Here is a 23,461-nt window from a genome sequence, read left to right as displayed (position 1 = left end):
AGCAAGTCAGACCTGGCCTATCGCAACCGCGCCTCACCTGCCGTCCAGCGTTCGGATTCGCGATCGTCGCTCTCGGCAACAGGCGCCGCGCCCGGCCAGGACGTGTCGCATGTGCGCGCTGTCGAAGGAGGCGCCCAGCAACATTTCGGGTGAAGGCAACGCGGGCATCCGATCGATCGTAACCTTTCTCTGCAATGAGCGACTTGTTGCGGGCGATCGGCCTTCGGCTCTTACGCATTATCGAGATCACATGTTGGTCCCGGCACCCGATGCCGGCAACAGGTCTGCTTCGGAGCGCCGCGACAGAACTGGGCGACATGGTTGCGGTGGAGTAGGCGCCGTCGCCCTGGGTTAACAACCCGGTCGGTGACGGCCGCGGCCGCATCGAAAGCCCGCAAGGTACCTGTGAAGACATAGCGTGCCGGCGAAGGTCCGCCCTCGCGTCAGGGATTCGTTTTAGGCCGATCAGTCGGCAACGCGACCGGCCAGATGAGCGAGAGCTTACCCTCGGTGTTGGTCTCGACCCCGGCTCGCATAGAGGCCGTGAAGGGACATCTCCAAACGCTCGTCGACGGTCGTCCATCACTGCCGACTACGAGTCGAGGTCGTATGGCTCGTGGCCTAGCTCGTTGTGATGAAGCGCCTCTGCCATACACCTGATGTCGAACGCCTGACCGCACGCCGGGCAGAGGACGAAATACTCCTCCTCCCGAAGTGGCGATGCATCGTGGTCTTGGGGGATGACGATGTCATTGTATTCGTCGGGCATTGGGTCCTCCGGCAACGCCGCCCGCCATCCTGGAACGCCTGCCGGCAGGATTTGTTTCAAAGTTACTGCGCTTAAGAAGGAAGCCCTGAGCATCGATTGGGGCCTGATGTCCGGTTTCGACAGCGATGCCGTGCCACCGGGCAGTTCAAAGTGATTTTCATCTGCAATCTTTGGTTACGGCACGGGCAAGAACCGTTTCCGCGCGCGGCAAGGCTCGAATTCCACCAAGCATGCGCGGTCATCTGAACTCCAATCCGGCAACGCACACCGCTTGGCCGAGATCGACTATGGAGACTGACGTTGCCCCAAGTTTCTATCCAGATTTGAGTTCGTGGCCGGATATGGAGTAAAATTCAGGCCCGAGATTCCATTTCGCGGTGTTCGGAGAACTCCGCTTCACTGGGTATTTGTGCATCATTTATTGGGTAACGCCGCTCTTGGCGATGCGCTCTTCGAAACTCGGGGCCAAGCCCGACGTGCTGAAGCACTGGCCAGCGTCCATCGCGGCGGCAGCTTCTGGGCCAAGCGGATGCCTTTAGTTACTTGCGGACGTTTGATGTGGCGCAAAGGATCCGCAGAAGCTAACATAACTTTTTCTTGGAGGCTGTCGTGGGTACGAGACGTTTCAGAAAGCCCGTCATCGTTCAACCCGGCCGGATCGATCGCGACAGAGTTGTTGCGTCGGTATCCGACGCGGCCGAAGTTCTGCTGAGGGATTGGCCGACGCGGGAAGGCAAGTCGCGGCTCGCCGCAATCGAAGCATGCCTTGCCGTAATCCGTGGAGAAAAACCACCAAGGATAGCGCGCCAGGCGTTCATCGCTGCTGCCAAGGAGGCCAGGATATTGCTCGCGGAAGAAATTTAGGCTTATCGTGCGGCGGAGACCCTGCTCGGTCTGATCCAGCCTAACAGCCGCATCCAGTGCAGCGAGACGATGCCGGGCGGCGAGGCCAATGCGATCTTCTATCTGGTCGACCGGGCGGGGCTTGAGGGCGCAACCGCGACCTCCGGAGTCCTCGCTTGCGATGTCTGCTTTCAGGACGCGGAGAAGCTGATCTCTACGGCCGAGAGGCGCATTGCTGCCCTTCGCCACGCGGGAAATGGAGGGCCCAATGGCTCATCAACGTGAATTGAAAAATCTCCGACGATGCGGTCAGCGTAGCCGGGAACGTCGCAGTTGCGCCACAAATGCTCGGGGCGCTAGCCCGGGCTTTCCCCCTACCGACTCACGGGATAACAGCACCGCAGGCTGGTGGTGGTTAATGGCGCGTCGTGCATCAGCTTCGTCGACGAATGCTCTTTGTACGCCATTGGCGCCGCGAGCAGTTGTAGACGCCGCTCCATTCTGCACCTAGACAACTTTGCGAGGCTTTAATGGATGAATGGCTCTTCGTTAAAGCATTGATTTTCTTCTCCGTTTTTGGTTTTGCGACACTCCGTCGCATGGTAGACAAACCCCTTGTTGAGCGGCCAGTTGACGGCCGTCCAAAATGATTATTAAGTTCGGTCACAGAACGAATTAATCGGAGCTGCTGTTGAACGACTTGCCGCGCATTTCTCGTCAGTTCTCCCAGCGCTCCGTCATGGAGGCGATCGTGCAAGGCGGGCCGATCTCGCGCGCTTCAATCGCAAAGCAGACCGGCTTGTCCAAGCAGACAATCTCCGAGATCGTCAGGACACTCGAGCAGGAAGGCTGGGTGCAGGAGACAGGGCGCACGAGCGGACATGTCGGACGCACGGCTGTCACTTACGAACTCGTATTTGACGCGGCCTACATCGCGGCCGTCGACCTCGGCGGCGCCAAAGTCCGGGTCGCCCTCACCGATCTTGCCTGCCAGATATTCGCAGAGGAAACGGCGCCGACCGATCCTCGGGGCGGACAGTTCATCGTCGACCAGATCGTGGATCTAGCGCTTCAGGCGGCCGAGAGGCACCGAATCTCGCGCACAAAGATAAGGCTGGCGGTGATTGGTGTTCCCGGTGCACCCGACAAGAAGACGGGCCGCGTCCTGCTTGCCCCGAATATTGCCGGCTTTGGCACGATGAATGTCGTTCGCGCTTTCGAGCAGGCATTCGGGGTTCATGTGATGATCGAGAACGATGTCAATCTGGCGGTGCTCGGCGAGAACTGGCAGGGGTGCGGCCGCGGTATCGACAATCTAGCCTTCATAGCGCTGGGTACCGGTATCGGCAGCGGCCTCATGGTTGCAGGCAATCTGGTGCGGGGCGCCAGCAATGCAGCCGGCGAGATGGGCTTTTTGCCGATTGGCGCCGATCCTTTCGCGCCGACATCGTTGCGCGCCGGCGCTTTCGAGCGCGTGGTCGCAACCAACGCCATGGTTGAACGCTACGCAACGCTGACGGGCAACATCGTCAATGTGCCGACGATTTTCCACGGTGCATTGGCTGGAGACAGGCATGCCGCGACGGTGCTCGACGAAACCGCGCGCTACCTCGCACAAGGCATTGTGGCCATAGCGGCAATTGCGAATCCGCAAAAGGTCGTCCTGGGCGGCTCGATCGGGCTGCGGCCGGAAATCCTGTTGCGCGTTAGGGACCTGCTGCCGCGCTGCTTCCCCTACCCTATCGCCGTTGAGGCCAGCGAACTCGGGTCGCGGGCAGCGCTCATCGGCGCTGCCGCCATCGGGCTCAGCCAGTTGCACAACACACTGTTCGGCGTCGACGCGCCCGACGGACGCATTTCGCTTCCCCCAGCCAGTTCGGCCGTGCTGCGCGAGGCCACGCTATGACCGCCTTAAAGGACATCACCGCCCGCTTGCGCGCCGCCCTCGATTGCGACGCAGCGGTGGAGCTTCTGCAGGGGGCAATCGGCCGCGAAAGCATAACCGGTCACGAAGAAAACTTTGTCGACTTCCTTGAAGACCGGATGCGCGTGCTTGGCTTGAGCGAAATTCGGCGTGCGGAATTCGCGCCCGGCCGGCCCAACGTCTGGGGTGAGCGCAAAGGTGCTGGCGCCGGGAAGCGGCTGCTCTTCATCGGCCACACCGATACGGTCCATGTCGAGGGCTGGCGCGAGCACTGGGCTGGCACCGCCAAGCAGCATCCGTTTGCCGCGCCAATGATCGACGGGCAGATCTGGGGCCGCGGCGCCGGCGACCTCAAGGCCGGCATCTGCTCCGCGCTGTCGGCACTCTCTCTGCTCGACACAGCCGACATCCAACTGGCCGGCGACGTTGCCTTTGCCTTCGTCGGCGACGAGGAGAGCGGCCAGCCTGGAACCGGCGTCTCCGCCGGCATCAAGGATTTCGTCGGCCGCATTGAGAGAGGCGAAGTCTTGGCGCCCGATTTCGTCGTCTATGTGGAGCCTACCCGCCTTTCGGTTTATCCGGCCCAAATTGGCTTCTTCATTACCGACATCACCATCACCGGACGATCAGCCTATTTCGGCGTACCCGAACTCGGCAAGGATGCCTTGCGTGCAAGCCACGCCGTCATGAGCGCGCTGTGGAAGCATTCGGAAGATGTTGCAACAAGAGCCGAGCACCCGCTGATTGGGCGTGGCTTCCTGCTGATCACCCGCCTTGCGGGCGGCGGCTACATCGCGGTGCCCGAACGCTGCACGTTGTCGCTGATCCGCAAGCTGTTGCCCGGCGAGTCGCTGGACGAGGCCGCCGCCGAAATCGAGGCAGTGGTGCGCGGCGCCATCACCGATCCCGAAATTATGTTGGCGTTCGCCTATCCGGCAGGCCGCGATCATCCGCTCGGGGGTAACGCCGCCGAGATTGCACCTGACAGGCCGGAGGTCGGCGCTCTTGCTGCCGCCATGGCCCGATCGATGGCTGGTCGCGGCGCCATCGAAGGCGCGCCATTCTGGTCAGAGTCATCATTTTTCACCAACCGGCTCGGCATCCCCGCCGTGTACTGCGCGCCAGGCGACATTCGCAACTGCCACACCTTCGACGAACACGTCGAGGTCGAGGAATATCTGGCCGGCGTCGTAGGCTTCGCCCGGTTCATGGTGGAGTATTGCGGCGTTACGGAATGAATGACAACTGAGAGCGAATGGGAGAACTATCATGCTGATAGACAGACTTGTTGCTACAGCACTTGCAGGCAGCCTGATGCTGGTGGCCGACGGTGCCGGCGCACAGACAGTAGGACCAAGCGGCGAGACGGCGACACCCAGCGCCGAGGTTAGATTGTCGGATGCAGACCTGGCCGCAGTAAAGGAGAAGGGCTACAAGGCGGCGCTGCTGTGGCACACCTCCTCCGACTTCACGAATGCGGTCACGTCCGGTGCCAAGGATGAATTTGCCCGTGCCGGCATTCAAATCGTCGCCACCACCGACGCGGGCTTTGACGCCGCGCGCCAGCGCAGCGACATCGAAACCGCGCTCGCGGCGAAGCCAAACGTCATCCTGTCGCTGCCCCTCGATCCGGTCACTTCGGCCGAGGCGTTCCGTCAGGCGCTCACCGACGGCACCAAGCTGGTATTCCTTTCCAATCTGCCGAAAGGCTACAAGCACGGAACCGACTATGCCGCCATCGTCACTGACGACCTGTTCCAGATGGGCAAGCAGGCGGCCGATGCACTGGCCAAGGCGCTCGATGGCAAGGGCAAGGTCGGCTACATCTTCCACGACGCCAGTTACTATGTGACGAACCAGCGCGACCAGGCTTTCAAGACAACGATCGAGAAGGATTATCCCGGTATCAAGATCGTCGCCGAGCAGGGGATCTCCGATCCGGCGCGGGCAGAAGAGTTGGCCAGCGCCATGCTCGTGCAGCATCCCGATCTTGACGGCATCTACGTCACCTGGGCCGAACCGGCCGACGGCGTGCTGTCGGCCTTGCGGGCAAGCGGAAACACCAAGACCAAGATCGTCACGCTCGACCTCGCCGAACCGGTGGCGCTCGATATGGTCAAGGGCGGTAATGTGACCGCACTGGTGGCCGACAAGGCGTATGAGCTCGGTCGCGCCATGGCCGCTGTCGGCGTCAAGGCGCTGCTCGGCCAGGAGACCCCGGCCTTCGTCGTTGCCCCGGCGCTTACCGTGACCAAGCAGAACGTTGCGCAGGGCTGGAAGGATTCGTTGAACCGTGACGCGCCGCAATCGGTGCTCGACGCGGCCAAATGACAGGCGAATGCCCGGCGGCCAATCAGGGCCGCCGACATCATAAAAACAAGGGGAACTGACATGCGCACAGCAATTGGAATGTTGTCGGCACTGGTAGCGCTCGCCGCCGCCAACGCCTTCGCAGCCGAGGGCACCACCACGGGACCGAACGGGGAAAAGCCGACGCCGGCAAAGAGCGTCGTGCTCACACCAGCTGAGGAGCAGCAGATCAAGGACGGCAAATACACCGCCGCGCTGGTCTGGCATGAGATGAGCGAATACACCAACGCGGTGAACAGCGGCGCCCAGGACGAGTTGAAGCGGCTCGGCATCAGGGTCGTCGCTCAGACCGACGCTGGCTTTGATGCGGCCCGGCAGAAATCCGACGTCGAGACAGTACTCGCCAAAAGGCCCTCTATTATACTGTCCCTACCGGTCGATCCCGCAAGTGCGGCCATCGTCTTTGATCCTGCGCGCCAGGCCGGCGTGAAATTGGGATTCGTCGACAATTCGCCGGCAGGCTACGTTCAGGACAAGGACTATGTGACCATCGTTTCGGACGACCTTTTCCAGATGGGCAACAAGGCCGGGATCGCAATGGCCGACGCGCTCGGCAAGCAGGGCAAGGTCGGCTACATCTTTCACGATGCCGATTTCTACGTCACCAACCAGCGCGATGGAGCATTCAAGCACACGATCGAGCAGGACTATCCGGACATGAAGATCGTGGCCGAGGCCGGAATGGCCGACCCCGCGCGCAGCGAGGAGATCGCGCAGGCGATGATCACACAGCACCCAGACCTCGACGGTATCTACGTTACCTGGGCTGAGCCGGCGCTTAGCGTGCTGTCCACATTGCGGGCGGCCGGCAACAGCCACACCAAGATCGTCACGCTCGACCTGAACGAACCGGCGGCATTGGACATGATGAAAGGCGGCAACGTTGCGGCACTCATCGCAGACGAAGCCTACGACATCGGCGTGACGCTGGCACGCGCCACGGCCGCCGCGTTGATCGGCAAGAAGGCCGCGCCGTTCATCGTGGTCGATTCCCTCGCCGTCACCAAGGACACTGTCAAGGACGGGTGGAAGCGGTCCCTCAACAAGGACGTGCCCGCGACCATCGCGGCCGCCATGAAGTAGCGGCAGACAATGGCGCCCCGCCGGAGGAAGTGAGAATGTCGAGTATCAACACCAGCCCCGGCCGGGCAGCGAGCTTGGTCAGCCGCTTCAACCTGCAGCAATATGTCGTCTATCTCGGATTTCTGACGATCTTCCTGTTCTTCGCGATCGTACTGAAGGACAGCGGTTTTCTGACGGTCCGCAACCTGTCGAACATCGTGCTGCAGACGGCACCCGTGACGATCATGGCGATCGGCCTCGTCTTTGTCATGTCGGCGGGCGAGATTGATCTTTCGATAGGTTCGATCGTTGCCGTGGCAGCCCTTGCCGCCGCGGTGGCGATAAACGCCTACGGCTTGTTGGCCGGGGTGCTGGCCGGCCTCGGCGCCGGCCTGCTGATCGGCCTGCTCAACGGCGCCCTCGTGGCTTACGTTAAGTTGCCTTCATTCCTGGTAACACTGGCGACGCTCGGGTTGTTTGCCGGGGTATCTCGCTCGATGACCGATTTGCGGTCGATCCCGGTCACCAACGACGCCTTCACCGGCTTCTTCGGCTCAGGTTCTTTGCTGGGTGTTCCGTCGTTGATCTGGTGGACGGTCATTGCCGTTGCGATCGCGCATCTCATCTTTCGCGAGACGCGCTTCGGCGCCCATGTGCTGGCCACCGGCGACAACAGCCGTGCCGCCAGTGTTTCCGGCATCAGCGTGGCGCAGATAAGGCTGGCCGTTCTGACCATAAGCGGCGGACTCGCCGGCCTTGCCGGGCTGCTCTATGCCGGCCGGCTGCAGGCTGCGAAATACACGCTCGGCGAAACCGACCTTATGACGGTGATAGCGGCCGTCATTGTCGGCGGAACCCTGCTTAACGGCGGCAAGGGATCGATTGTCGGTGCGCTGGTCGGCTCGCTTATGATGGGCATGCTGAACAACGGCCTCATCCTGATGGGCCTGTCCGTCTCCGACCAGATGATCGTGCGCGGCTTGATCATTCTTGCCGCCGTCGCCGTATCGCTGCGCGAAAAGTCCCGTTGAAGGAGTTTTGTCATGTTCCTCGATGTTCTGCGGCGCCGCAATCCGAGCTTTATAGAAAGCGCCACGCGCCTGCACCAGGAAGGAAAGCTGCCGGCTAATTCCTATGTGCTCGACCTCGATGCCGTCGAAAGCAACGGCCGGGTTCTGAAGCGCGAGGCCGACCGGTTCGGCCTGAAGATTTTCGCGATGACCAAGCAGGTCGGCCGCGCCAGTTCGTTCTGCCATGCGCTCAAGCGTGGCGGCATCGATCAGGCCGTTGCCGTCGACATGGCCTGCGCGCGGGCAACGCACAGAGCCGGCCTGAGGCTCGGTCATCTTGGCCACCTGCAGCAGATCGCAAGGCACGAGGCCAATGCGGCGGCCAAAACATTCAGGCCGGACTATTGGACCGTCTTCAACGACACCAAGGCTGAAGAAGCCGCTGCCGGCGCAAGGCTCGCCGGGTACACGCAAAACCTACTTGCCCGCATTCGCGCCGATGGTGACGTTTTCTACCGCGGCCACGAAGGTGGTTTTGAGGCGGCCGATATCGCCGCGGTCGCCGAAAAACTGGATGGTCTCGACGGCGCACGGTTCGCTGGTATCACCACCTTCCCGGCGCTGTTGTTCGACCAGACCACGCGAACGGTCCTGCCGACACACAATCTGGCGACACTGGGCAGAGCTGCCGAAGCGCTCGCCAAGTCCGGCCGCAGCGACATAGAGGTGAACGCGCCCGGCACAACGTCGAGTGTCCTGCTTGGCGCGCTGGCCGAAGCCGGCGCCACGCAATGTGAACCGGGCAATGGCTTGGCCGGCACCACCGCGCTGCACGTCATGGAGGATCTGCCGGAGCTCCCTGCCGTTCTGTATTTGACCGAGGTCTCGCATTTGTCTGGCGGCAAAGCCTACTGCCTGGGTGGCGGCTTCTATATCGATCCGATCTTTCCGGACTACGAGGTGAAGGCAATCGTGTCCGCAGAACCGACCACGGCCGCCGCCGCGCTCAGAAGCGTCGAGGTGCCGCCGCCTGCGGCAATCGACTATTACGCAATGATTGACGCTAGCGGCGCCAATGCTCCACGCCCCGGCGACACGGCGGTGTTCGGCTTTCGTGGCCAGGCGTTCGTGACCCGCGCCTACGTGGTCGGCATCTCCGGTGTCTCAAAGGGGGCGCCCCAAGTCGAAACGATCGAAAACGGTTTTGGCGAAACCGCTGCCTGGCCTGTCTAGGAGCAAGCGATGAACGCGACCACGACCGGCACGCCCCCTGTTTTGCAGCTGCGCGACATCCGCAAGAATTTCGGCGGCCTCACCGCCATCGAAAATTTCTCGCTCGAGCTCTATCCCGGCGAGATAGTAGCGTTGGTCGGCGATAACGGTGCCGGCAAGTCGACGCTGGTCAAGATCGTGACAGGGGTCCATGCTCCGACATCCGGGACGATCATCATCGAGGGGCAGGCGGTGGCAATGTCGAGCGCCACCATGGCGCGCGCACACGGCATTGAGGTGGTCTATCAGGACCTGGCGCTCGCCGATCAGCAGACCGTCTACATGAACATGTTTCTTGGCCGCGAGCCGGTGAACCGCTTCGGCCTGCTCGACCGACGCCGGATGATCGACGACACCGAAAAGCTGGTGAAGGATCTCGACGTTCGCATCCCATCGGCTCACGCCACCATCCGCGATCTTTCGGGCGGCCAGCGCCAGGGCGTGGCGATCGCGCGCGCCACGCACTGGGCAAGCAAGCTGATCCTGCTCGACGAGCCAACCGCCGCGCTCGGCGTTGCCGAGACCGCCAAGGTCGAGACGATTGTTCTGTCGCTGAAGCAGCGCAATATCGGCGTGCTGATCATCAGCCACAGCCTCGACCAGGTGTTCAGGCTCTCAGATCGGATCTGTGTTCTGAGACGTGGCAAACAGATCGGCGTGCGCAAGACCAGCGAGACCGACAAGAACGAGATTGTCGCCATGATCACCGGGCTTCAGCACTAGCCCGGTCCGACAGAGGCGCCGTTCAGACATTGCGTTACCCGAGCAGCGAGTGGCATGACTTCAGATCCACGACGAGGCCCCGGCCAGAGAATGTCGCCAGCATCAATCCAGCGCGCGCAGATAGCGGATGGGGCGCCCACCAGCAATCCGGTCGGCGGCTGTCGCTATGGAATTGGCGTCTATTCCGAAGTGCCGGTAAAGGTCACCGATTGTCCCCGACTGGCCAAAGTGCTCGACGCCGAGACTGCGCGTGCGATGGCCGTAGACTGAGCCCAGCCAGCCCAGCGCGGCCGGGTGGCCGTCGGCGACGGTGACGATGGCACAATGGGCCGGAAGCTCGGCGAACAGCCTTTCGACATGGCTCCTGGCATGAACAAGGCCGCGCTCACGTGCACGGCTTGCCGCCGTCCAGCCTGCGTTCAGCCTGTCGGCCGAGGTCACGGCCAGAAGACCGACGTCGCGACGGTCCTCCGCCATCATGCCGACCGCCTCGATGGCTTCCGGCGCGACGGCGCCTGTATAGGCGACGATCACCTCGGGATTCGGACCCGGACGCCGCAGCCAATAGCCGCCGTCGACAATGTCCTGCTCAAGCTCAGGCTCCATGGCACGAATGATCTGCTCGACCGGGCGCGTCGAGAGCCGCAGATAGACCGAGCCGCCGGTCTGGTCGCGCAGCCAGGTGCGCTCCGATTGCACGGCTTCGCCGTCGCGCTGCATGTAATCCAGTGCAAAACGCGTGATGACGCTCAACTCATCGACGAATGCCGGCTCGTAAGCCGCAAGCCCGTCCTGCGCCATGCCGATCAACGGGGTGGCGATCGACTGGTGCGCGCCACCCTCCGGCGCCAGCGTGACGCCCGACGGGGTGGCTGCAAGGAGAAAGCGTGCATCCTGGTAGCAGGCATAGTTGAGCGCATCGAGACCGCGCTGGATGAACGGATCGTAGAGCGTGCCGATCGGCAACAGCCGTTTGCCGAAAATCGAATGCGACAGCCCGAGCGCCGACAGCAGAATGAACAAATTGTTCTCGGCAATGCCAAGCTCGATGTGCTGGCCGGAGGGGCCGAATTCCCATTTCTGTGCCGATGCTATGCGTTCGCTGCGGAAGGTGTCAGCAAGCGAGCGACGCCCGAACAGGCCGCGCCGGTTGACCCAGGGGCCGAGATTGGTCGAAACGGTGACATCGGGCGATGTTGTGACGATAGCGTCGGCAAGCGGCCCGCCGGCCCGTGCAATCTCGTCCAGGATCCTGCCGAATCCGACCTGGGTGGAGACGCTGCCCTTGCCTTCCGGGCCGAGGCGATCGGGGACGAGAATGCGTTGGGCGTGCCGGCGGCGCCGGCCTTTCGCGGCAAAAGGCACAGCATCAAGGAAACGTGTGAGATCAACCTTGCCGATATCCAGGCCTTCGAAGGCATCCCACTCCCGCCCCTCACCGATCGACAGCGAGGCGCGAAAGACTGCCATCTGATCCTTGGTCATCAGCCCGGCATGATTATCTTTGTGGCCGGCCAGCGGCAGGCAGAAACCCTTGATGGAATAAGCGATGAAGCACGTCGGCCGGTCGTTGCCGCGCGCCGTCTCGAAAGCTTCGATCAGGCACTGCAGGTCGTGGCCGCCGAGATTTGTCATCAGCGCGGCGAGTTCGGCATCGGAGCGCCGGTCGACAAGCGATTTCAGGCCCGGCTTTTCGCCCATGTCGGCAAGCAGCCGCTTGCGCCAGGCGCCGCCGCCTTGAAAGGTCAGCGCCGAATAAAGCTGGTTCGGGCAGGCGTCGATCCAGGCCCTCAGCGCCTCGCCGCCCGGCTCGGCAAAAGCGGCTTCGAGCAGCTTGCCGTATTTCAGGATGACCACATCCCAGCCGAAATTCCTGAAGATGCTTTCGAAGCGTTCCCAAAGGCCTTCGCGCACAACGGCATCGAGGCTCTGGCGATTGTAGTCAACGATCCACCAGCAATTGCGAACGCCGTGTTTCCAGCCTTCGAGCAGCGCCTCGAAGATGTTGCCTTCGTCCATCTCGGCATCGCCGAGCAGCGCCACCATGCGGCCCTCGGGCATATTTTGGTCGCGAGCGCCGAGATAATCCTGCACAAGCGAGGCAAACAGCGTCTGCGCGACGCCGAGACCTACGGAACCGGTGGAGAAATCGACGTCGTCGACATCCTTGGTCCGCGACGGATAGCTTTGCGCGCCACCGAAGGCGCGAAATCCTTCGAGTTTCTCCCTGGTCTGATTGCCCAGAAGATACTGGATGGCGTGAAACACTGGCGAAGCATGCGGCTTCACCGCGATGCGGTCGTCCGGCCTCAGCACCGAAAAATAAAGCGCGGTCATGATCGTCACAAGCGAGGCCGAGGACGCCTGGTGTCCGCCAACCTTCAAGCCGTCCGTGTTTTCGCGCAGGTGATTGGCGTTATGGATCATCCATGTCGACAGCCAGAGCACCTTTTTCTCCAGCGCCGAAAGTGCCTCCAGTTTTTGTTTGTCCATGCTGCAAGACTCTCGGTTACGATCGTCGCAATCATAGGGCTGAGCAAGAACCGATTGTCGCTAAACTTGCATGAGAATGGCAGCTGCGTTAGCTGGTTTCAGCAATATCGACCAATGGAGTAACGTTCCATGCCAAAAACTCGACTAGACGGTATCGACCGAAAGATCATTGCTGCGCTGCAGGTCGATGGCAGGATGACGGCCCAGCAGCTTGCCGAGCGGGTCGGCCTTTCGGCCTCCCCCTGCGCCCGCCGGGTCCGGCTGATGGAGGATATGGGCGTGATCACCGGCTATGCCGCTCTGATCGACCAGGACATGGTCGATCTGCCGATCTCGGTGTTTGCCTCGATCAAGCTTGAGCGCCAGCGCGAGAACGAGCTGAAGCGGTTCAACGCGGCAATCGCGCGCTGGCCGGAGGTGGTCGATTGCTATCTGATGACTGGCCAGCGCGACTATCTGCTGCGTGTGGTGGTGCGCGACCTGCACGCCTATGAGCGCTTCCTGAAGGAAAAGCTGACGCGGCTCGATGGCGTCTCCTCGATCGAGTCCAGCTTCGCGCTTGCGCAGATCAAGCGGTCGAACCGGCTGCCGGTCGAGACATGATTTTTCCAAACGTTGGCAAGTCCATCGCTTAAATTCTCCGGTTTCGAACAGCCCGATTTCGCCCGGTGGTGACTGGAGCGGCCGTTTTTGCGATTAGCGTTTCGGCTGACAGGTAGATGCACCATCGCCGGCATCCACCAACTTGTCTGCCAGGCAGCATGTTCGTTCGAGGCGTAACGCCCAACGGCGGCCGCGGTCAGGCCAGCCGCTTGATTGGCGTTTCGGCCCAAAGCACGGGGTCGGTTATGCGGTAGAATTGTCGCGTCGCGGCCAAGGCAGACGGGCCGACGTCGACCATCACGCCGATGATGGTCATGTCGTCGCACTTGAATGAAGACCCAAGCTGCTTTGGGCACCAGCCGATCGATGCCAAGCGGTCGAACCAGTAGTCCTCACAGACGATCGTCAGATTGCCTATGCCTCTTTGAATGCAGAATTCCAGAATTCCGCAGTAGATCACGCCGGCGGCCTGGCAGGGTCGACCAGGCTCGCGAAAATCCCGGGCCACGAAAAATCTCGTCCACTCATAGATATCGGCTCGGCGTGGAACGCCACCTTCGGCAAGTTGCGGAAAGATTTCGCTCATCAGATGCGGACTGAGGCTCGGCACCAGGCGGGATCCGGCAACGACACCTCTTCCCGGCTGGATGCCGAGCAGATGAATCGCTTCTGGTGTATCAAAGGGGTCGATCTCGCGACTGTTGGGGCGCCTCAACTCGTGCCAGCCACGTTCATCGACATAGATTTCATGTCGCAGGCGGAAGTAACTGTCGAGATCCCCTCGATAGGCAAAGCTGTTTGACGCATCGACAACGTGGACCTGAATCATTGCGGTTCCTCGAGATGGAACCCCATCCGACCACGCGACGATTGCCCATGAAATACCCAGATCTGAGGATGGATCAAAGTTCGATTTCGCGCCTGCGATAAGCCTCGACAATGGCGTGCACGACGTTGGCGGTGCTGAGCTTCTGCTTGATGTTGCGCAGATGGGTCGTCACGGTGTTTTCCGAAATGCCAAGTATTCGGGAAACCTCCCATGCGGTCTTCCCGCCGGCGACCCACTGCAGGATTTCACGCTCCCGTTGGGAAAGCTTTTGTCTCGGCCGCCCGAGCGAGCTGCCAACGAGTCGTTCGGCAGCCGAGTAGGCATGGCGCGCAAGCGCATGAACGGTGCAGCGCACCGTCGGCGCCAAATCAATTTCGCGTCCGGCAACCGTTACGCAGGCCGGATTGCCAAATGAAGCCTGGATTGGGATGCAGATCCCGTCCCAAAGCCCAAATTCTTTTGCCTCATCCATCACCCTCCTGGCATTGCCGTTCGTCAAGCCGTGATGGACGTCCCTCCAAAGGAACGGCCCGATCGCACCACGGCACAAAGCAACGCAAGGGTCATGACGATAGTGCCCGGCAGCCATGTAGTGGTCGTACCATTCCCCCGGCCAACCGTTGACGAGGATGTGTCCATCCAGCGATCCGGTGTCCTGGCGTGGCAATTCGGTGACGAGACAGGCTGCATAGCCATGACGTTCGATGCTCTTGCGCAGTTGCCGAATGATTTCGGCGACGCTGCTTGCACGATCAATCAGCGCGGTTGCTTCAAAGATTTGCGCTAACTGGTGCTGTAAGACGCTCCCATGAACTGCCGGCATTTCACGCCCCTTCAATGTACTGAGACAAAGAAAGAATAAATGAGTTGGCCGCGACCGCAACATGCGGCATGACGTTTGACTACTATAGTAGGTGGCACTAAAGGGCGCGTTCTGACTGCCTCGCAGCATGAGGCTTAGGTCGGTTTTTGCTCGCAATCTGAGGTTGCTTCGCCAAGGTACCGGCTTGTCGCAGGAACAGCTCGCGGACCTTGCCGGCCTTGATCGAAACTATGTCGGCAAGCTCGAGCGGGAGGAGAACTCACCGACCCTCGATACCTTGGAGGTACTGGCGTTGGCATTGCAGGTTGACGTGGAGCAGCTCGTCCGTCGCAACTCGCCGTAATCCACCGGCTAAGAGGCCGCGGGAGGATCAGGATTTTCTGCTGCGTCGCCCACGTTGCACCACAGCTGGGGCGTCTTTGCCTGGCCGTTTGGTCAATTCCGCGATGTCGACGCTTAATGCAGTGGCAAGCTTTGCAAGCGACAGAAGTGTGGGGTTGCGCCGGCCGGCCTCCAGACCACTCAGGTAGGCGCGCGTGAACCCTGAACGGAACGACAGTTCCTCCTGAGAGAGGGCTTGTGCGCGCCGAATCCTCTGTACGTTCAAGCCGACAACCACCCGTAGGTCCATGAGGGCATGGTCGTCGCTGCGTACACTTTAGGACGACACACTATAGTGAACATTCGTCATTGACAGACGCCGCCATTGCTGCTTTTCTCATCATATTGCGGAACGCCATTCCGAAATAAGGAACGCCAGTGACAGGAAATCTTTCGTTGGAACGTGGCCTTGCGGTTCTTAATGTCCTCAAGGAAGCGGACGAAGCGGTCGGGGTGCGCGAACTCGCCCGCCGGCTTGAGCAGAGTGCTCCCGCCGTGCAGCGAATTCTGAACACCCTGGCAGAGCAGGGCTATGTCGAGCAGTCGCCAGACTCGCGGCGCTACCGGCTCGGTCACTCTGTTCTCGCGCTGGCGCGGAAGGTCCTGGACAGAGATCGCCTGGTTGGTTTGGCAGAAATCGAACTGCAGGCGTTGGCCGCCGAAGGTTGCCTCAATGCATTCCTGGGCATCAGGCGGGGCAATCGCGGTATTTATCTCCTGACCGTGCAAAGCAAGAGTCCGGTCGTCATTCGCTCGTCACCCGGCGAAATGTTCCCCTTGCACTCCACCGCGCTGGGTAAGGCACTCCTGATGGAGCTGAGCGGCGATGCAGTTGTTGGAATTCTCGGACGGGGTCCGCTGGAGCAGGTTGCCGTACGCACCGTCACGGATCCGCACAAGCTCATCGCTCAGATCAGAGCCTCCGAGTCTATCGGCTACACAACCTCCCTGGACGAGAACTTTACCGGGTTGATCGCTGTCGGCGCACCGCTTCGCGATGCATCAGGCATGATCATTGCGGCGATAAGTGTGGCCTACCCCCGGTCTGTGGGGCCGCATGTGGAGATCGGCGAGACTGGAGAGGCAGTAATGGCGGCTGCGGCGCGCATCTCTGCCGGCCTCGGCTTTCCGGAAGCAAAACAGGCTCGGGATTCCCACCATGCTGCTTAACGAGGCCCGCCTGCAACAATGCATGTCGGCAGCCGGGCTTGATGCCGTTATAGCCACGACACCGGAAAACGTGACCTATATGAGCGGCTTCTGGGCTCTGCCGCAATGGATTCGTCGTGGTCCGCAGACTTATGTAATGTGGCCGGCTCCGGACAAGGGCACGCCTGAAATCATCACCAGCACCAGCACGCTCGACCTCATTGCCGATCAGGAAGTCTGGGTTAGCAAGGTGCGGCGCTACGGCGACTTTTACGCCGATGTCGGTTCCTCGACCACCGTGGACCGCGCCAATGAACGACACCTCCAGCTTCGCGACCTGCCGAGGCATGGCGATGCAATTGCGGCTTTGATCGCGGCATTGGAAGAAGCCCGGCTCGGCCGCGGGCGGATAGGCATAGACGAGGCGGGGCTCGCGCCAGGATACCAGGAAACCCTCAGAGCCCATTTTTCCAATGCGTCGTTCCTACCAGCGACGGCGCTGCTTCGCGAGGTTCGTGCCGTAAAGACGGCAGATGAAATCGAACGGCTCGGCCAGGTTGCCCAGATTGCCGAACGCTCCATTCAAGCCGCCCTCGCCCTTGCTCAGGAAGGCGCCACCGAAGCCGATCTGGCGCGCGCTTTTCACGTCAGGACGGTCGAGGAAGGCGCCCTGCCCGTACTGGGATGCATCGGCTTTGGCGAGCGCAGCGCGCTCATCAACGTCCAGCCGTCCGACCGCAAGTTGGGCGCTGGAGAAATCATCCGCTTCGACGTCGGTGGCCGGTTTCGGCACTACCGCGCCGACATTGCCCGCATCGCCACGCTGGGCGAGCCGCCGCCGCAGGCGCATCGGCTACAGCAGGCGCTGCTGCGCGGCGTTCAGCATGCCTGCGATATTATCCGGCCCGGCATGCCGGCAGCACAGCTCTTCGAGACGGTGGTGCGTGTGGTTCAGAGCGAAGGAATTGCCCACTACGAGCGCGATCACGTCGGCCATGGCATCGGCCTTGATGGTTACGATGCGCCGACGCTCTCGGCGCGCAGTACAGACGTCCTTGAAGAAGGAATGGTGCTGTGCGTGGAGACCCCCTACTACGAAATCGGCCGCTGGGGACTCCAGGTGGAGGACATGGTGGTTGTTCGCCGGCGCGGAGTGGAGCGGCTGACGCAGACGCACGATGCAATCACCCGGGTTCCGTTATGAGCCGCGCGGCAGGTTTTTCCTGTATTCGATGCGGCGCCTTGTTCCCGATCGATACCAAAATCGACTCACGCGGCTGCCCGATATGCTGCGCCGAAGCGCCAGCCAATCTTAAGGTCGTCTACGATCCATCCGGAGCTAGGTCGGCCGCTTCCGCAGCGGTTGCCGCGCTGCCCTCGCTATGGCGCTATGCCGACACGCTTCCTTGTGGGCTCGGCGATGCAATCTCCCTTGGCGAGGGCCTGACGCCGCTGCTGAGCGCCGAGAGGCTGGGAAAGCAGCTCGGCGTCCCCAAGCTTCTTATCAAGGACGAGGGCGCAAACCCTACGTGGTCCCACAAGGACCGCTTCTCGACCGTGGCGGTGTCCATGGCACGTTTGAGTGGCGCACGTGTGGTGGCGACTGCTTCGTCGGGCAACGCCGGGGCCTCGCTTGCCGCCTATGCTGCACGGGCGGGCCTGAAATGCGTCGTTGTCACATTCTCAGGCACCGCCGGCGCAATGCTGGCGCAGATCCGCAAATACGGCGCAAGCGTCATATCCCTGGCCGACAAGTCCCATCGCTGGCCATTGCTTGCCGCTGGTACCGAGCGCCTCGGATGGTTTGCGACGTCCCCGTTTCACAACCCCGTGGTGGGCAGTCATCCTGTCGGGATCGAGGGCTACAAGACCTTGGCTTATGAGATCGTCGAACAGATGCACGGAGCCGTGCCGGACTGGTGCGCCGTGCCTGTTTGCTATGGCGACGCGCTTGCCGGGCTCTGGGCGGGATTCAAGCATCTTCTCAGCCAAGGCAGGATCGATCGGTTGCCGAGACTCGTGGCGGCGGAAGTGCACGGATCCTTGGCAAAGGCGCTTGCCGGCAAGGCCGATCTGGTCGCCGAGGTTCCCGCGGGTTTCGACACGCTTGCCATCTCGATCGGCACCACACGCAGCACGTTTCAGGCGCTCAACGCGCTGCGTGAATCCGGCGGCATGGCGATGCCGGTCGGCAATTTCGGCCTGATAGCCATGCAGCAGCAGCTTGCGGCCACGGAGGGAGTGTTTGCCGAGCTTGCCTCGGTGACGCCATTTGCAGCTATTGAATCCTTGAGATGCGAGGGCACGATCGCGCGGTCGGACAGCGTCGTTGCCATCGTGACGGCGAGCGGCCTCAAGGATTTGGATCGTTCGACCGGCGCGGGCCAAGCACAACAATCGTTTCGGTCAGTTGCCGAAGCGTGGGAACACCTTGCCCAGGACAGCGACTATTTCACGCCCTCTGATGAACAACGCGCGGCCAAGATGTCCTGAAGAGAAGATAGAGACGATCATGAACAGATACGACTTCTGATCGACTGATGATCTCGTCCACCACTGGACGGAATTGCGACTTCCAAAAGCTATCCACGAGAGGCAAATTCAACTCGCTTAGCGAGCGGAATCTCGATTCAAACATGATGAAAGGGGAATTTTCATGCTTCGCAAAACACTCATCGGCTGGCTCGCAGCCCTCGGCGTCGCGACGGCAACTCAGGCGATGGCTGAGGAAACCCTCAGGGTCGGCGTCACGCCAACCGGGGTGCCGTTCACGTTTATCGACACGGCAACCCGAAAGCCGACTGGCGCGATGGTCGATCTGGCAAGTGCGATTGCCGCGAACCTTGGTACGACCGCCGACTTCCAGGTAAACGCTTTTCCAGCCCTGATCCCGGCATTGACGACCGACAAGATCAATCTGATTTCCGCCAGCATGTTCATAACAGACAAGCGCAAGCAGGTGATCGATTTCAGCACGCCGGTTTACGCCTATGGCGAGGCGATGTTTGTTGCTGCCAGCGACAGCAAGAACTACACGATCGAAGAGCTGAGAGGTGAGACCGTGGGGGCGCAGATCGGCTCGACCTACGCCGACGCCCTGGAAGCGCTTGGCGTCTTCGGTCAAGTCAAGCTCTACGACTCAATCGCTGACATGATGCGCGATGTGGTCCTGGGCCGCATCAAGGCCGGCTTTGGTGACGCCCCGATCGTCGCATATCAGCTTTCAAAGAACCCCGAACTGGGAGTTCGCCTCGTCGACGGCTATCGGCCGATGAAGCAAGGCGAAGTCGCGTTAGCGGTCGCCAAGGAAAATCCGCTGCTTCTCGAAAAGGTGAATGCCTCAATCACCAAGCTGAAGGAAAGCGGCGAATTAAGCCGAATATTCGCCAAATATGGCCTCTGAAGCCATCCCGCATTGAGCTCGAAACAAGCGTCGGCTGGCAGGACCATAGGATCGCATCGCAATGACCGGCTGTGAGAGCCGGGGAACGTGCCAAGAGGAAGCCGGCCATGACCAATTTCATCGCCCACGCAACGGAATATCTACCGCTTCTTCTTCAAGGCGTTTGGCTGACCGTCGTGATAACCTTTCTTGCGCTGTGTCTTGCGACGGCGCTCGGCCTTGTCTGGGCGTTGTTCAGGACATCGGGGATACGCTGTCTCGCCGTGCCGACGCGGCTCCTTGTCGACTTCGTACGCGGCATACCACTGTTGGTGGTTCTCTTTTATATCTACTTTGTCGCGCCCGAGATCGGCATCAACCTGACTGCGCTCCAGGCTGGCACGATCGGGCTGGGCCTGGCTCACTCCTGCTATCTCGGGGAAACCTTCCGCGCGGGCATCGAGGCGGTCGACAAGGGTCAGGTCGAAGCGGCAAAATCGATCGGGATGGAGCGTCCGTTGATGATGCGCCGCGTCGTGCTGCCGCAGGCAATCAAGATTATCCTGCCGCCTTACGCCAACAACATGATCATGCTGCTGAAGGATTCCTCGCTTGTATCGGTGATTTCGGTTCAGGAGTTGACCATGCAGGGTAAGATGCTTGCGTCGTCCACATTCGACAACATGACAGTTTTTACCTTGGTGGCACTGCTTTACCTGTGCCTGACGGTTCCGCTGAACCTGTTTATGCACAGAGTCGAGAGCTATCTTGGGGCGGCGGGATGATCACTTTCGACGACGTGCACAAGTCCTTCGGCGCCCATGAAGTCCTCAAGGGAATCAACGCCGAGATCGCCAAGGGACAGGTCGTATGTCTGATCGGGCCCTCGGGTTCCGGCAAATCGACGCTTCTACGATGTGTGAACGGGCTTGAAACCTATCAGCGCGGTCGCATCAGCATCGACGGGACGGTGGTGGATGCCGCCTCGCCCCAGGTTCACGCCATCTGCAGCCGCGTTTCCATGGTTTTCCAACGCTTCAACCTGTTTCCGCACCGCACCGCCCTGGAAAACGTCATGGAAGGGCCGCTCTACGTGCTGAAGGAAAATAGGAACCAGGTCCGCGAGCGGGCCATGGCATTGCTCAATCGCGTCGGCTTAGCCGACAAGACGAATGCCTATCCCGCCTCATTGTCGGGCGGCCAACAGCAGCGCGTGGCCATCGCCCGCGCCCTGGCGATGCGCCCACAGGCCATTCTTTTCGACGAACCCACCTCCGCACTTGACCCGGAAACGGTCGGCGAGGTCCTGCAGGTCATGCGCGCGCTCGCAGACGAGAACATGACCATGCTCGTGGTTACGCACGAAATTCAGTTCGCGCGAGAGGTTTCCGATAGCGTCCTCTTTCTCGACGGCGGCCGGATCGTTGAGCAAGGCCCGGCTAAGGAGCTCCTTCGATATCCCAAACACGAACGCACTAGGGATTTTCTTCACCGGGTCATGCACCCTGTCTGACCCTGGTCGATGTGGTTTGTCGCCTTGCCTGAATTCGGAACTGTCACTGCGTAGGGAACCAGCCATCCATCTCTGCGAGGACGGCGTTTAAAGTTCTGCGGTTCCAAGGGAATCTCGTCCACGCCGTCTCTTCGGCCGGACGAATTTGCGTGAGAACAGTTGGTTCAAGAGGAATTGAGATTGGCCAATCCTTCAAACCGGCGAGCCAGTCGGAGTTGTAGACTGTATCGGAATGACGATGCCCTTCATCTGGCATTATCACGACGGTGGAGGCTTCCGGATTTTGCCTGGCGAACCAGGCGCCGACCAAGGCTGCGGCGCCGCTGGTCGGCCCCATGAACAGCCCGTGATCACGAAACAGTCCATGCGCCATTGCGTAAGCCGGCAATGCGCCCACCCAATGAATATCGTCGATCATCTCATGACGAACATTTTCCGGCAAAACACTGTTGCCGAGCCCGCGCAGCATGCGACGTCCGACAGGCTGGCCAAAGAGCATGCTTCTGTGGGTATCGACAGCAATCATCCTGAGATCAGGAAAGAGCTCACGAAGGAAGCCTCCGGTTCCACAAAGCGATCCCCCAGTGCCCACGCAGCCGACGAGGCAATCGATACGGCCGAATGATCGGACAACGAGGTCGGCCAGGCGCGCGTAGGCAAGGCGGTTTTCCGGACTGTCGTATTGTCGAGGCCAATACGTGCCCGGGCTATCTTGCAGGGTCTGCTGAAGATACTGGAGCCGACCGCGCTGATTGCCGTCTCCTTGAGGATCGTCGATGGCCATGACTTTGGCACCAAGTTGTTCCAGTCGCCGCCTGAGTTTCAGGTCGATGAGGCTGGAGGCCGTGACAAGTGTAAGCGCGTAGCCACGAACCGCAGCTAGCATTGCGATGGCTAGGCCGAATGTGCCCGACGTCGTTTCGATGATGTGACCTTCCTGCCTGAGGCGTCCTGATGCTTCCGCCTGATCGACCATGAACCGGGCGGGGATCAGCTTCATGAGGGAAAAGCAGGCGGCGTTGAGGTTAGGTGCGAGTTGGGCAAAACGCGGCGTTTCATAGGCGCGTAAATAGTCTTGCGCCGCGCTCACTGGATTGGCCCCGTTTCGGCATTAAGGGCAAACGTATGGACGCCTTGGAGGCCTGCGCCGCTCACCTGCCTTGCCAGCTCAGCAGCGCGCATGGCCGCCCTGGGCGCAGCCGCGTCCAGAAGGATGCCGATCAATGTTCCGCTATGCGCCACCTGCACACCGCACGCGTCATGCGCCCGTGCTATATCCAAAACGGTATTGAAGGATGCCTTCGGCAGATGCCTCTGACTGATACTGGCGCTGATGGTTGCGACACGTCCAAGCAGGCGGGGATCTTGTTGCCGGATGGAGCGGTTCGCCAGTCCCCGCAGAACACGGAACAGCCCGATTTCCTCACCATCGTAGCGTGCCCGCGGCATGGTTAGCGTATCGATCGGCCGGGCACTGCCGTCCCTGAGACCTACCAAGAGAAGGGGCGGGAATTCGCCACCGAAGTGTTCGATCGTACGGCCTTCCCGCTGGGCGAAGAGAAGGGGTTGGTCGCCGTAGGCAATGGCATCGCTTGCGCCTTCCGCGGCCACCGCCAGTCGCGCAATCGTGGACTGGCGCAGCGTGAGGCCCGCTGCAGCTGCCACCGCACGAATCGCAGCAATGACGTCTGCGGTCGAGGAACCGTAGCCATGCCCTATCATAATAGGGCTTTCGATCGTAAGTTCTCCACCTCCTTCAGCTATTCCGATATGCGCGAGCGTGAGGGCCGCCGCGCGAGCCGCTTTGGTCCGGTTTGCAGGCCGCGGTCGAATCCCAGTTTGTTCATGCGGCCAGAAAGTCGCTAGCGACTCTTGCGACGTGAGCGGCAGGGTTACGAGTCCGCGACAAAGCCTTCCGTTTTCCCCTTCAAAGACGCCTTGGAGGAATTCCCCATGATGGGCGTGCGCTCGTCCGACTCCTACCGCCAGAGGCAGCCTGATAGCCTCGTTGTTGTCCGAGCTTGTCCGATGGCCAGATCTCGTCATCCTCGTCTTTGTCACCACGTCATCTCCTCACCTGGAATTGACAGATGATGCTTATGACTGATCCATGCTGTCACTCGCCAAATCTTGGTAGTGGCAAGGCAAGCGCATCATGCAAAGATACGGGCAAGATCGACCCCACCAATTGGGGCGCCCAATAATGGACTAGACACAGCAGCACTCACCGAGCGCGGTTGGCCATGCGGACAACCGTCCAAAACGAGCGCGCCATGCACGTGTCTTCATTATTGTTCTTGTAAGGAGGGTTGGAC

The 23,461-nt window shown here is 60.9% G+C and carries 23 protein-coding genes; 15 read left to right on the top strand and 8 right to left on the bottom strand.

From position 1 onward, the window contains the following. Positions 1 to 592: 592 nt before the first annotated feature. Entirely contained in the window at positions 593 to 769 is a 177-nt protein-coding gene (locus NKI58_RS26310) for a hypothetical protein (RefSeq protein WP_352495879.1), read from the bottom strand. Between the two features lie 414 nt (positions 770 to 1,183). Then, entirely contained in the window at positions 1,184 to 1,861 is a 678-nt protein-coding gene (locus NKI58_RS35620; protein WP_502898114.1) for a hypothetical protein, read from the bottom strand. Positions 1,862 to 2,303: 442 nt separating this feature from the next. Here NKI58_RS35620 and NKI58_RS26300 point away from each other — a divergent pair, with 442 nt between their 5' ends. Genes NKI58_RS26300 through NKI58_RS26270 form a run of 7 tightly spaced genes read left to right on the top strand, consistent with a single transcriptional unit; the run spans position 2,304 to position 9,973 of the window. Beyond that, positions 2,304 to 3,518 carry an ROK family transcriptional regulator gene (locus tag NKI58_RS26300; protein ID WP_352595423.1) on the top strand — a complete coding sequence of 405 codons (1,215 nt, stop codon included), beginning with the start codon at positions 2,304 to 2,306 and terminating at the stop codon, positions 3,516 to 3,518. Next, on the top strand, positions 3,515 to 4,774 hold the full coding sequence (locus tag NKI58_RS26295) for a M20 family metallopeptidase (RefSeq protein ID WP_352595424.1): 1,260 nt from the start codon (positions 3,515 to 3,517) through the stop codon (positions 4,772 to 4,774). Before NKI58_RS26300 ends, NKI58_RS26295 begins: the two co-directional genes overlap by 4 nt. A gap of 31 nt (positions 4,775 to 4,805) precedes the next feature. Further along, positions 4,806 to 5,867: a substrate-binding domain-containing protein gene (locus NKI58_RS26290; protein ID WP_352595426.1), complete on the top strand. Its 1,062-nt coding sequence runs from the start codon at positions 4,806 to 4,808 to the stop codon at positions 5,865 to 5,867. A 60-nt stretch (positions 5,868 to 5,927) separates the two neighbouring features. Beyond that, entirely contained in the window at positions 5,928 to 6,989 is a 1,062-nt protein-coding gene (locus tag NKI58_RS26285) for a substrate-binding domain-containing protein (RefSeq protein WP_352625025.1), read from the top strand. Between the two features lie 35 nt (positions 6,990 to 7,024). Next, complete coding sequence (locus NKI58_RS26280; RefSeq protein WP_352595430.1) at positions 7,025 to 7,999, top strand: ABC transporter permease; 975 nt, start codon at positions 7,025 to 7,027, stop codon at positions 7,997 to 7,999. 12 nt (positions 8,000 to 8,011) lie between these two features. After that, entirely contained in the window at positions 8,012 to 9,211 is a 1,200-nt protein-coding gene (locus NKI58_RS26275; RefSeq protein ID WP_352595431.1) for an alanine racemase, read from the top strand. A 9-nt stretch (positions 9,212 to 9,220) separates the two neighbouring features. Next, complete coding sequence (locus tag NKI58_RS26270) at positions 9,221 to 9,973, top strand: ATP-binding cassette domain-containing protein (RefSeq protein ID WP_352458022.1); 753 nt, start codon at positions 9,221 to 9,223, stop codon at positions 9,971 to 9,973. A gap of 102 nt (positions 9,974 to 10,075) precedes the next feature. Here NKI58_RS26270 and NKI58_RS26265 read toward each other — a convergent pair whose 3' ends face one another. After that, the gene (locus NKI58_RS26265; protein ID WP_352625027.1) at positions 10,076 to 12,466 is read right to left on the bottom strand and encodes a thiamine pyrophosphate-binding protein; all 2,391 of its coding nucleotides are present in this window, start codon (positions 12,464 to 12,466) and stop codon (positions 10,076 to 10,078) included. Positions 12,467 to 12,595: 129 nt separating this feature from the next. On the opposite strand from NKI58_RS26265, the gene NKI58_RS26260 reads away from it, so the two are divergent. Then, the gene (locus tag NKI58_RS26260) at positions 12,596 to 13,069 is read left to right on the top strand and encodes an Lrp/AsnC family transcriptional regulator (RefSeq protein WP_352595435.1); all 474 of its coding nucleotides are present in this window, start codon (positions 12,596 to 12,598) and stop codon (positions 13,067 to 13,069) included. Between the two features lie 196 nt (positions 13,070 to 13,265). Here the strand turns inward: NKI58_RS26260 and NKI58_RS26255 are convergent, their stop codons facing one another. Together NKI58_RS26255 and NKI58_RS26250 are read right to left on the bottom strand one after the other, a co-directional pair. Further along, entirely contained in the window at positions 13,266 to 14,009 is a 744-nt protein-coding gene (locus NKI58_RS26255; protein ID WP_352595437.1) for an acyl-homoserine-lactone synthase, read from the bottom strand. Continuing rightward, entirely contained in the window at positions 13,972 to 14,721 is a 750-nt protein-coding gene (locus tag NKI58_RS26250) for an autoinducer binding domain-containing protein (protein WP_352595439.1), read from the bottom strand. Before NKI58_RS26250 ends, NKI58_RS26255 begins: the two co-directional genes overlap by 38 nt. A 127-nt stretch (positions 14,722 to 14,848) precedes the next feature. Here NKI58_RS26250 and NKI58_RS26245 point away from each other — a divergent pair, with 127 nt between their 5' ends. Further along, positions 14,849 to 15,064, top strand: a complete 216-nt coding sequence (locus NKI58_RS26245) for a helix-turn-helix domain-containing protein (protein WP_352595442.1) — start codon at positions 14,849 to 14,851, stop codon at positions 15,062 to 15,064. Positions 15,065 to 15,091: 27 nt separating this feature from the next. Here NKI58_RS26245 and NKI58_RS26240 read toward each other — a convergent pair whose 3' ends face one another. Further along, on the bottom strand, positions 15,092 to 15,352 hold the full coding sequence (locus NKI58_RS26240) for a helix-turn-helix domain-containing protein (RefSeq protein ID WP_352595445.1): 261 nt from the start codon (positions 15,350 to 15,352) through the stop codon (positions 15,092 to 15,094). A 146-nt stretch (positions 15,353 to 15,498) separates the two neighbouring features. Here NKI58_RS26240 and NKI58_RS26235 point away from each other — a divergent pair, with 146 nt between their 5' ends. The 6 genes from NKI58_RS26235 to NKI58_RS26210 all read left to right on the top strand — a co-directional run bounded on the left by NKI58_RS26235 (position 15,499) and on the right by NKI58_RS26210 (position 21,146). After that, positions 15,499 to 16,272 (top strand): IclR family transcriptional regulator, encoded by a 774-nt coding sequence (locus tag NKI58_RS26235; protein ID WP_352595448.1) that lies wholly within the window; start codon positions 15,499 to 15,501, stop codon positions 16,270 to 16,272. Beyond that, positions 16,262 to 17,455 carry a M24 family metallopeptidase gene (locus NKI58_RS26230; protein WP_352625029.1) on the top strand — a complete coding sequence of 398 codons (1,194 nt, stop codon included), beginning with the start codon at positions 16,262 to 16,264 and terminating at the stop codon, positions 17,453 to 17,455. The genes NKI58_RS26235 and NKI58_RS26230 overlap by 11 nt, the downstream gene beginning before the upstream one ends. Then, positions 17,452 to 18,744 (top strand): threonine synthase, encoded by a 1,293-nt coding sequence (locus NKI58_RS26225; protein ID WP_352595453.1) that lies wholly within the window; start codon positions 17,452 to 17,454, stop codon positions 18,742 to 18,744. Before NKI58_RS26230 ends, NKI58_RS26225 begins: the two co-directional genes overlap by 4 nt. Before the next feature lie 163 nt (positions 18,745 to 18,907). Next, positions 18,908 to 19,654, top strand: a complete 747-nt coding sequence (locus tag NKI58_RS26220) for an ABC transporter substrate-binding protein (protein WP_352595456.1) — start codon at positions 18,908 to 18,910, stop codon at positions 19,652 to 19,654. A 107-nt stretch (positions 19,655 to 19,761) separates the two neighbouring features. Further along, positions 19,762 to 20,418, top strand: a complete 657-nt coding sequence (locus NKI58_RS26215) for an amino acid ABC transporter permease (RefSeq protein ID WP_352853907.1) — start codon at positions 19,762 to 19,764, stop codon at positions 20,416 to 20,418. Next, a complete protein-coding gene (locus NKI58_RS26210) occupies positions 20,415 to 21,146 on the top strand; it encodes an amino acid ABC transporter ATP-binding protein (RefSeq protein ID WP_352595461.1) in 732 nt (243 codons plus the stop codon). Before NKI58_RS26215 ends, NKI58_RS26210 begins: the two co-directional genes overlap by 4 nt. Positions 21,147 to 21,189: 43 nt before the next feature. Here the strand turns inward: NKI58_RS26210 and NKI58_RS26205 are convergent, their stop codons facing one another. Further along, positions 21,190 to 22,236 (bottom strand): cysteine synthase family protein, encoded by a 1,047-nt coding sequence (locus NKI58_RS26205; RefSeq protein WP_352595463.1) that lies wholly within the window; start codon positions 22,234 to 22,236, stop codon positions 21,190 to 21,192. Continuing rightward, positions 22,233 to 23,192, bottom strand: coding sequence for a GHMP family kinase ATP-binding protein (locus tag NKI58_RS26200; RefSeq protein ID WP_352853911.1), 960 nt, complete (start codon positions 23,190 to 23,192; stop codon positions 22,233 to 22,235). The genes NKI58_RS26205 and NKI58_RS26200 overlap by 4 nt, the downstream gene beginning before the upstream one ends. Positions 23,193 to 23,461 lie beyond the last annotated feature (269 nt).

The sequence above is a fragment of the Mesorhizobium sp. M0522 genome (assembly GCF_040321085.1).
GTDB lineage: Bacteria > Pseudomonadota > Alphaproteobacteria > Rhizobiales > Rhizobiaceae > Mesorhizobium.
Note: the sequence above shows the minus strand (reverse complement) of the source record. Positions and strands in the feature narration are given on the sequence as shown.

Bases quoted from the DNA above. Each gene is read 5' to 3' on its own strand.
- NKI58_RS26310 (WP_352495879.1), bottom strand. From the start codon at position 769: ATGCCCGACGAATACAATGACATCGTCATCCCCCAAGACCACGATGCA.
- NKI58_RS26295 (WP_352595424.1), top strand. From the start codon at position 3,515: ATGACCGCCTTAAAGGACATCACCGCCCGCTTGCGCGCCGCCCTCGAT.
- NKI58_RS26290 (WP_352595426.1), top strand. From the start codon at position 4,806: ATGCTGATAGACAGACTTGTTGCTACAGCACTTGCAGGCAGCCTGATG.
- NKI58_RS26285 (WP_352625025.1), top strand. From the start codon at position 5,928: ATGCGCACAGCAATTGGAATGTTGTCGGCACTGGTAGCGCTCGCCGCC.
- NKI58_RS26280 (WP_352595430.1), top strand. From the start codon at position 7,025: ATGTCGAGTATCAACACCAGCCCCGGCCGGGCAGCGAGCTTGGTCAGC.
- NKI58_RS26275 (WP_352595431.1), top strand. From the start codon at position 8,012: ATGTTCCTCGATGTTCTGCGGCGCCGCAATCCGAGCTTTATAGAAAGC.
- NKI58_RS26270 (WP_352458022.1), top strand. From the start codon at position 9,221: ATGAACGCGACCACGACCGGCACGCCCCCTGTTTTGCAGCTGCGCGAC.
- NKI58_RS26265 (WP_352625027.1), bottom strand. From the start codon at position 12,466: ATGGACAAACAAAAACTGGAGGCACTTTCGGCGCTGGAGAAAAAGGTG.
- NKI58_RS26260 (WP_352595435.1), top strand. From the start codon at position 12,596: ATGCCAAAAACTCGACTAGACGGTATCGACCGAAAGATCATTGCTGCG.
- NKI58_RS26250 (WP_352595439.1), bottom strand. From the start codon at position 14,721: ATGCCGGCAGTTCATGGGAGCGTCTTACAGCACCAGTTAGCGCAAATC.
- NKI58_RS26245 (WP_352595442.1), top strand. From the start codon at position 14,849: ATGAGGCTTAGGTCGGTTTTTGCTCGCAATCTGAGGTTGCTTCGCCAA.
- NKI58_RS26240 (WP_352595445.1), bottom strand. From the start codon at position 15,352: ATGGACCTACGGGTGGTTGTCGGCTTGAACGTACAGAGGATTCGGCGC.
- NKI58_RS26230 (WP_352625029.1), top strand. From the start codon at position 16,262: ATGCTGCTTAACGAGGCCCGCCTGCAACAATGCATGTCGGCAGCCGGG.
- NKI58_RS26225 (WP_352595453.1), top strand. From the start codon at position 17,452: ATGAGCCGCGCGGCAGGTTTTTCCTGTATTCGATGCGGCGCCTTGTTC.
- NKI58_RS26220 (WP_352595456.1), top strand. From the start codon at position 18,908: ATGCTTCGCAAAACACTCATCGGCTGGCTCGCAGCCCTCGGCGTCGCG.
- NKI58_RS26215 (WP_352853907.1), top strand. From the start codon at position 19,762: ATGACCAATTTCATCGCCCACGCAACGGAATATCTACCGCTTCTTCTT.
- NKI58_RS26210 (WP_352595461.1), top strand. From the start codon at position 20,415: ATGATCACTTTCGACGACGTGCACAAGTCCTTCGGCGCCCATGAAGTC.
- NKI58_RS26200 (WP_352853911.1), bottom strand. From the start codon at position 23,192: ATGACGAGATCTGGCCATCGGACAAGCTCGGACAACAACGAGGCTATC.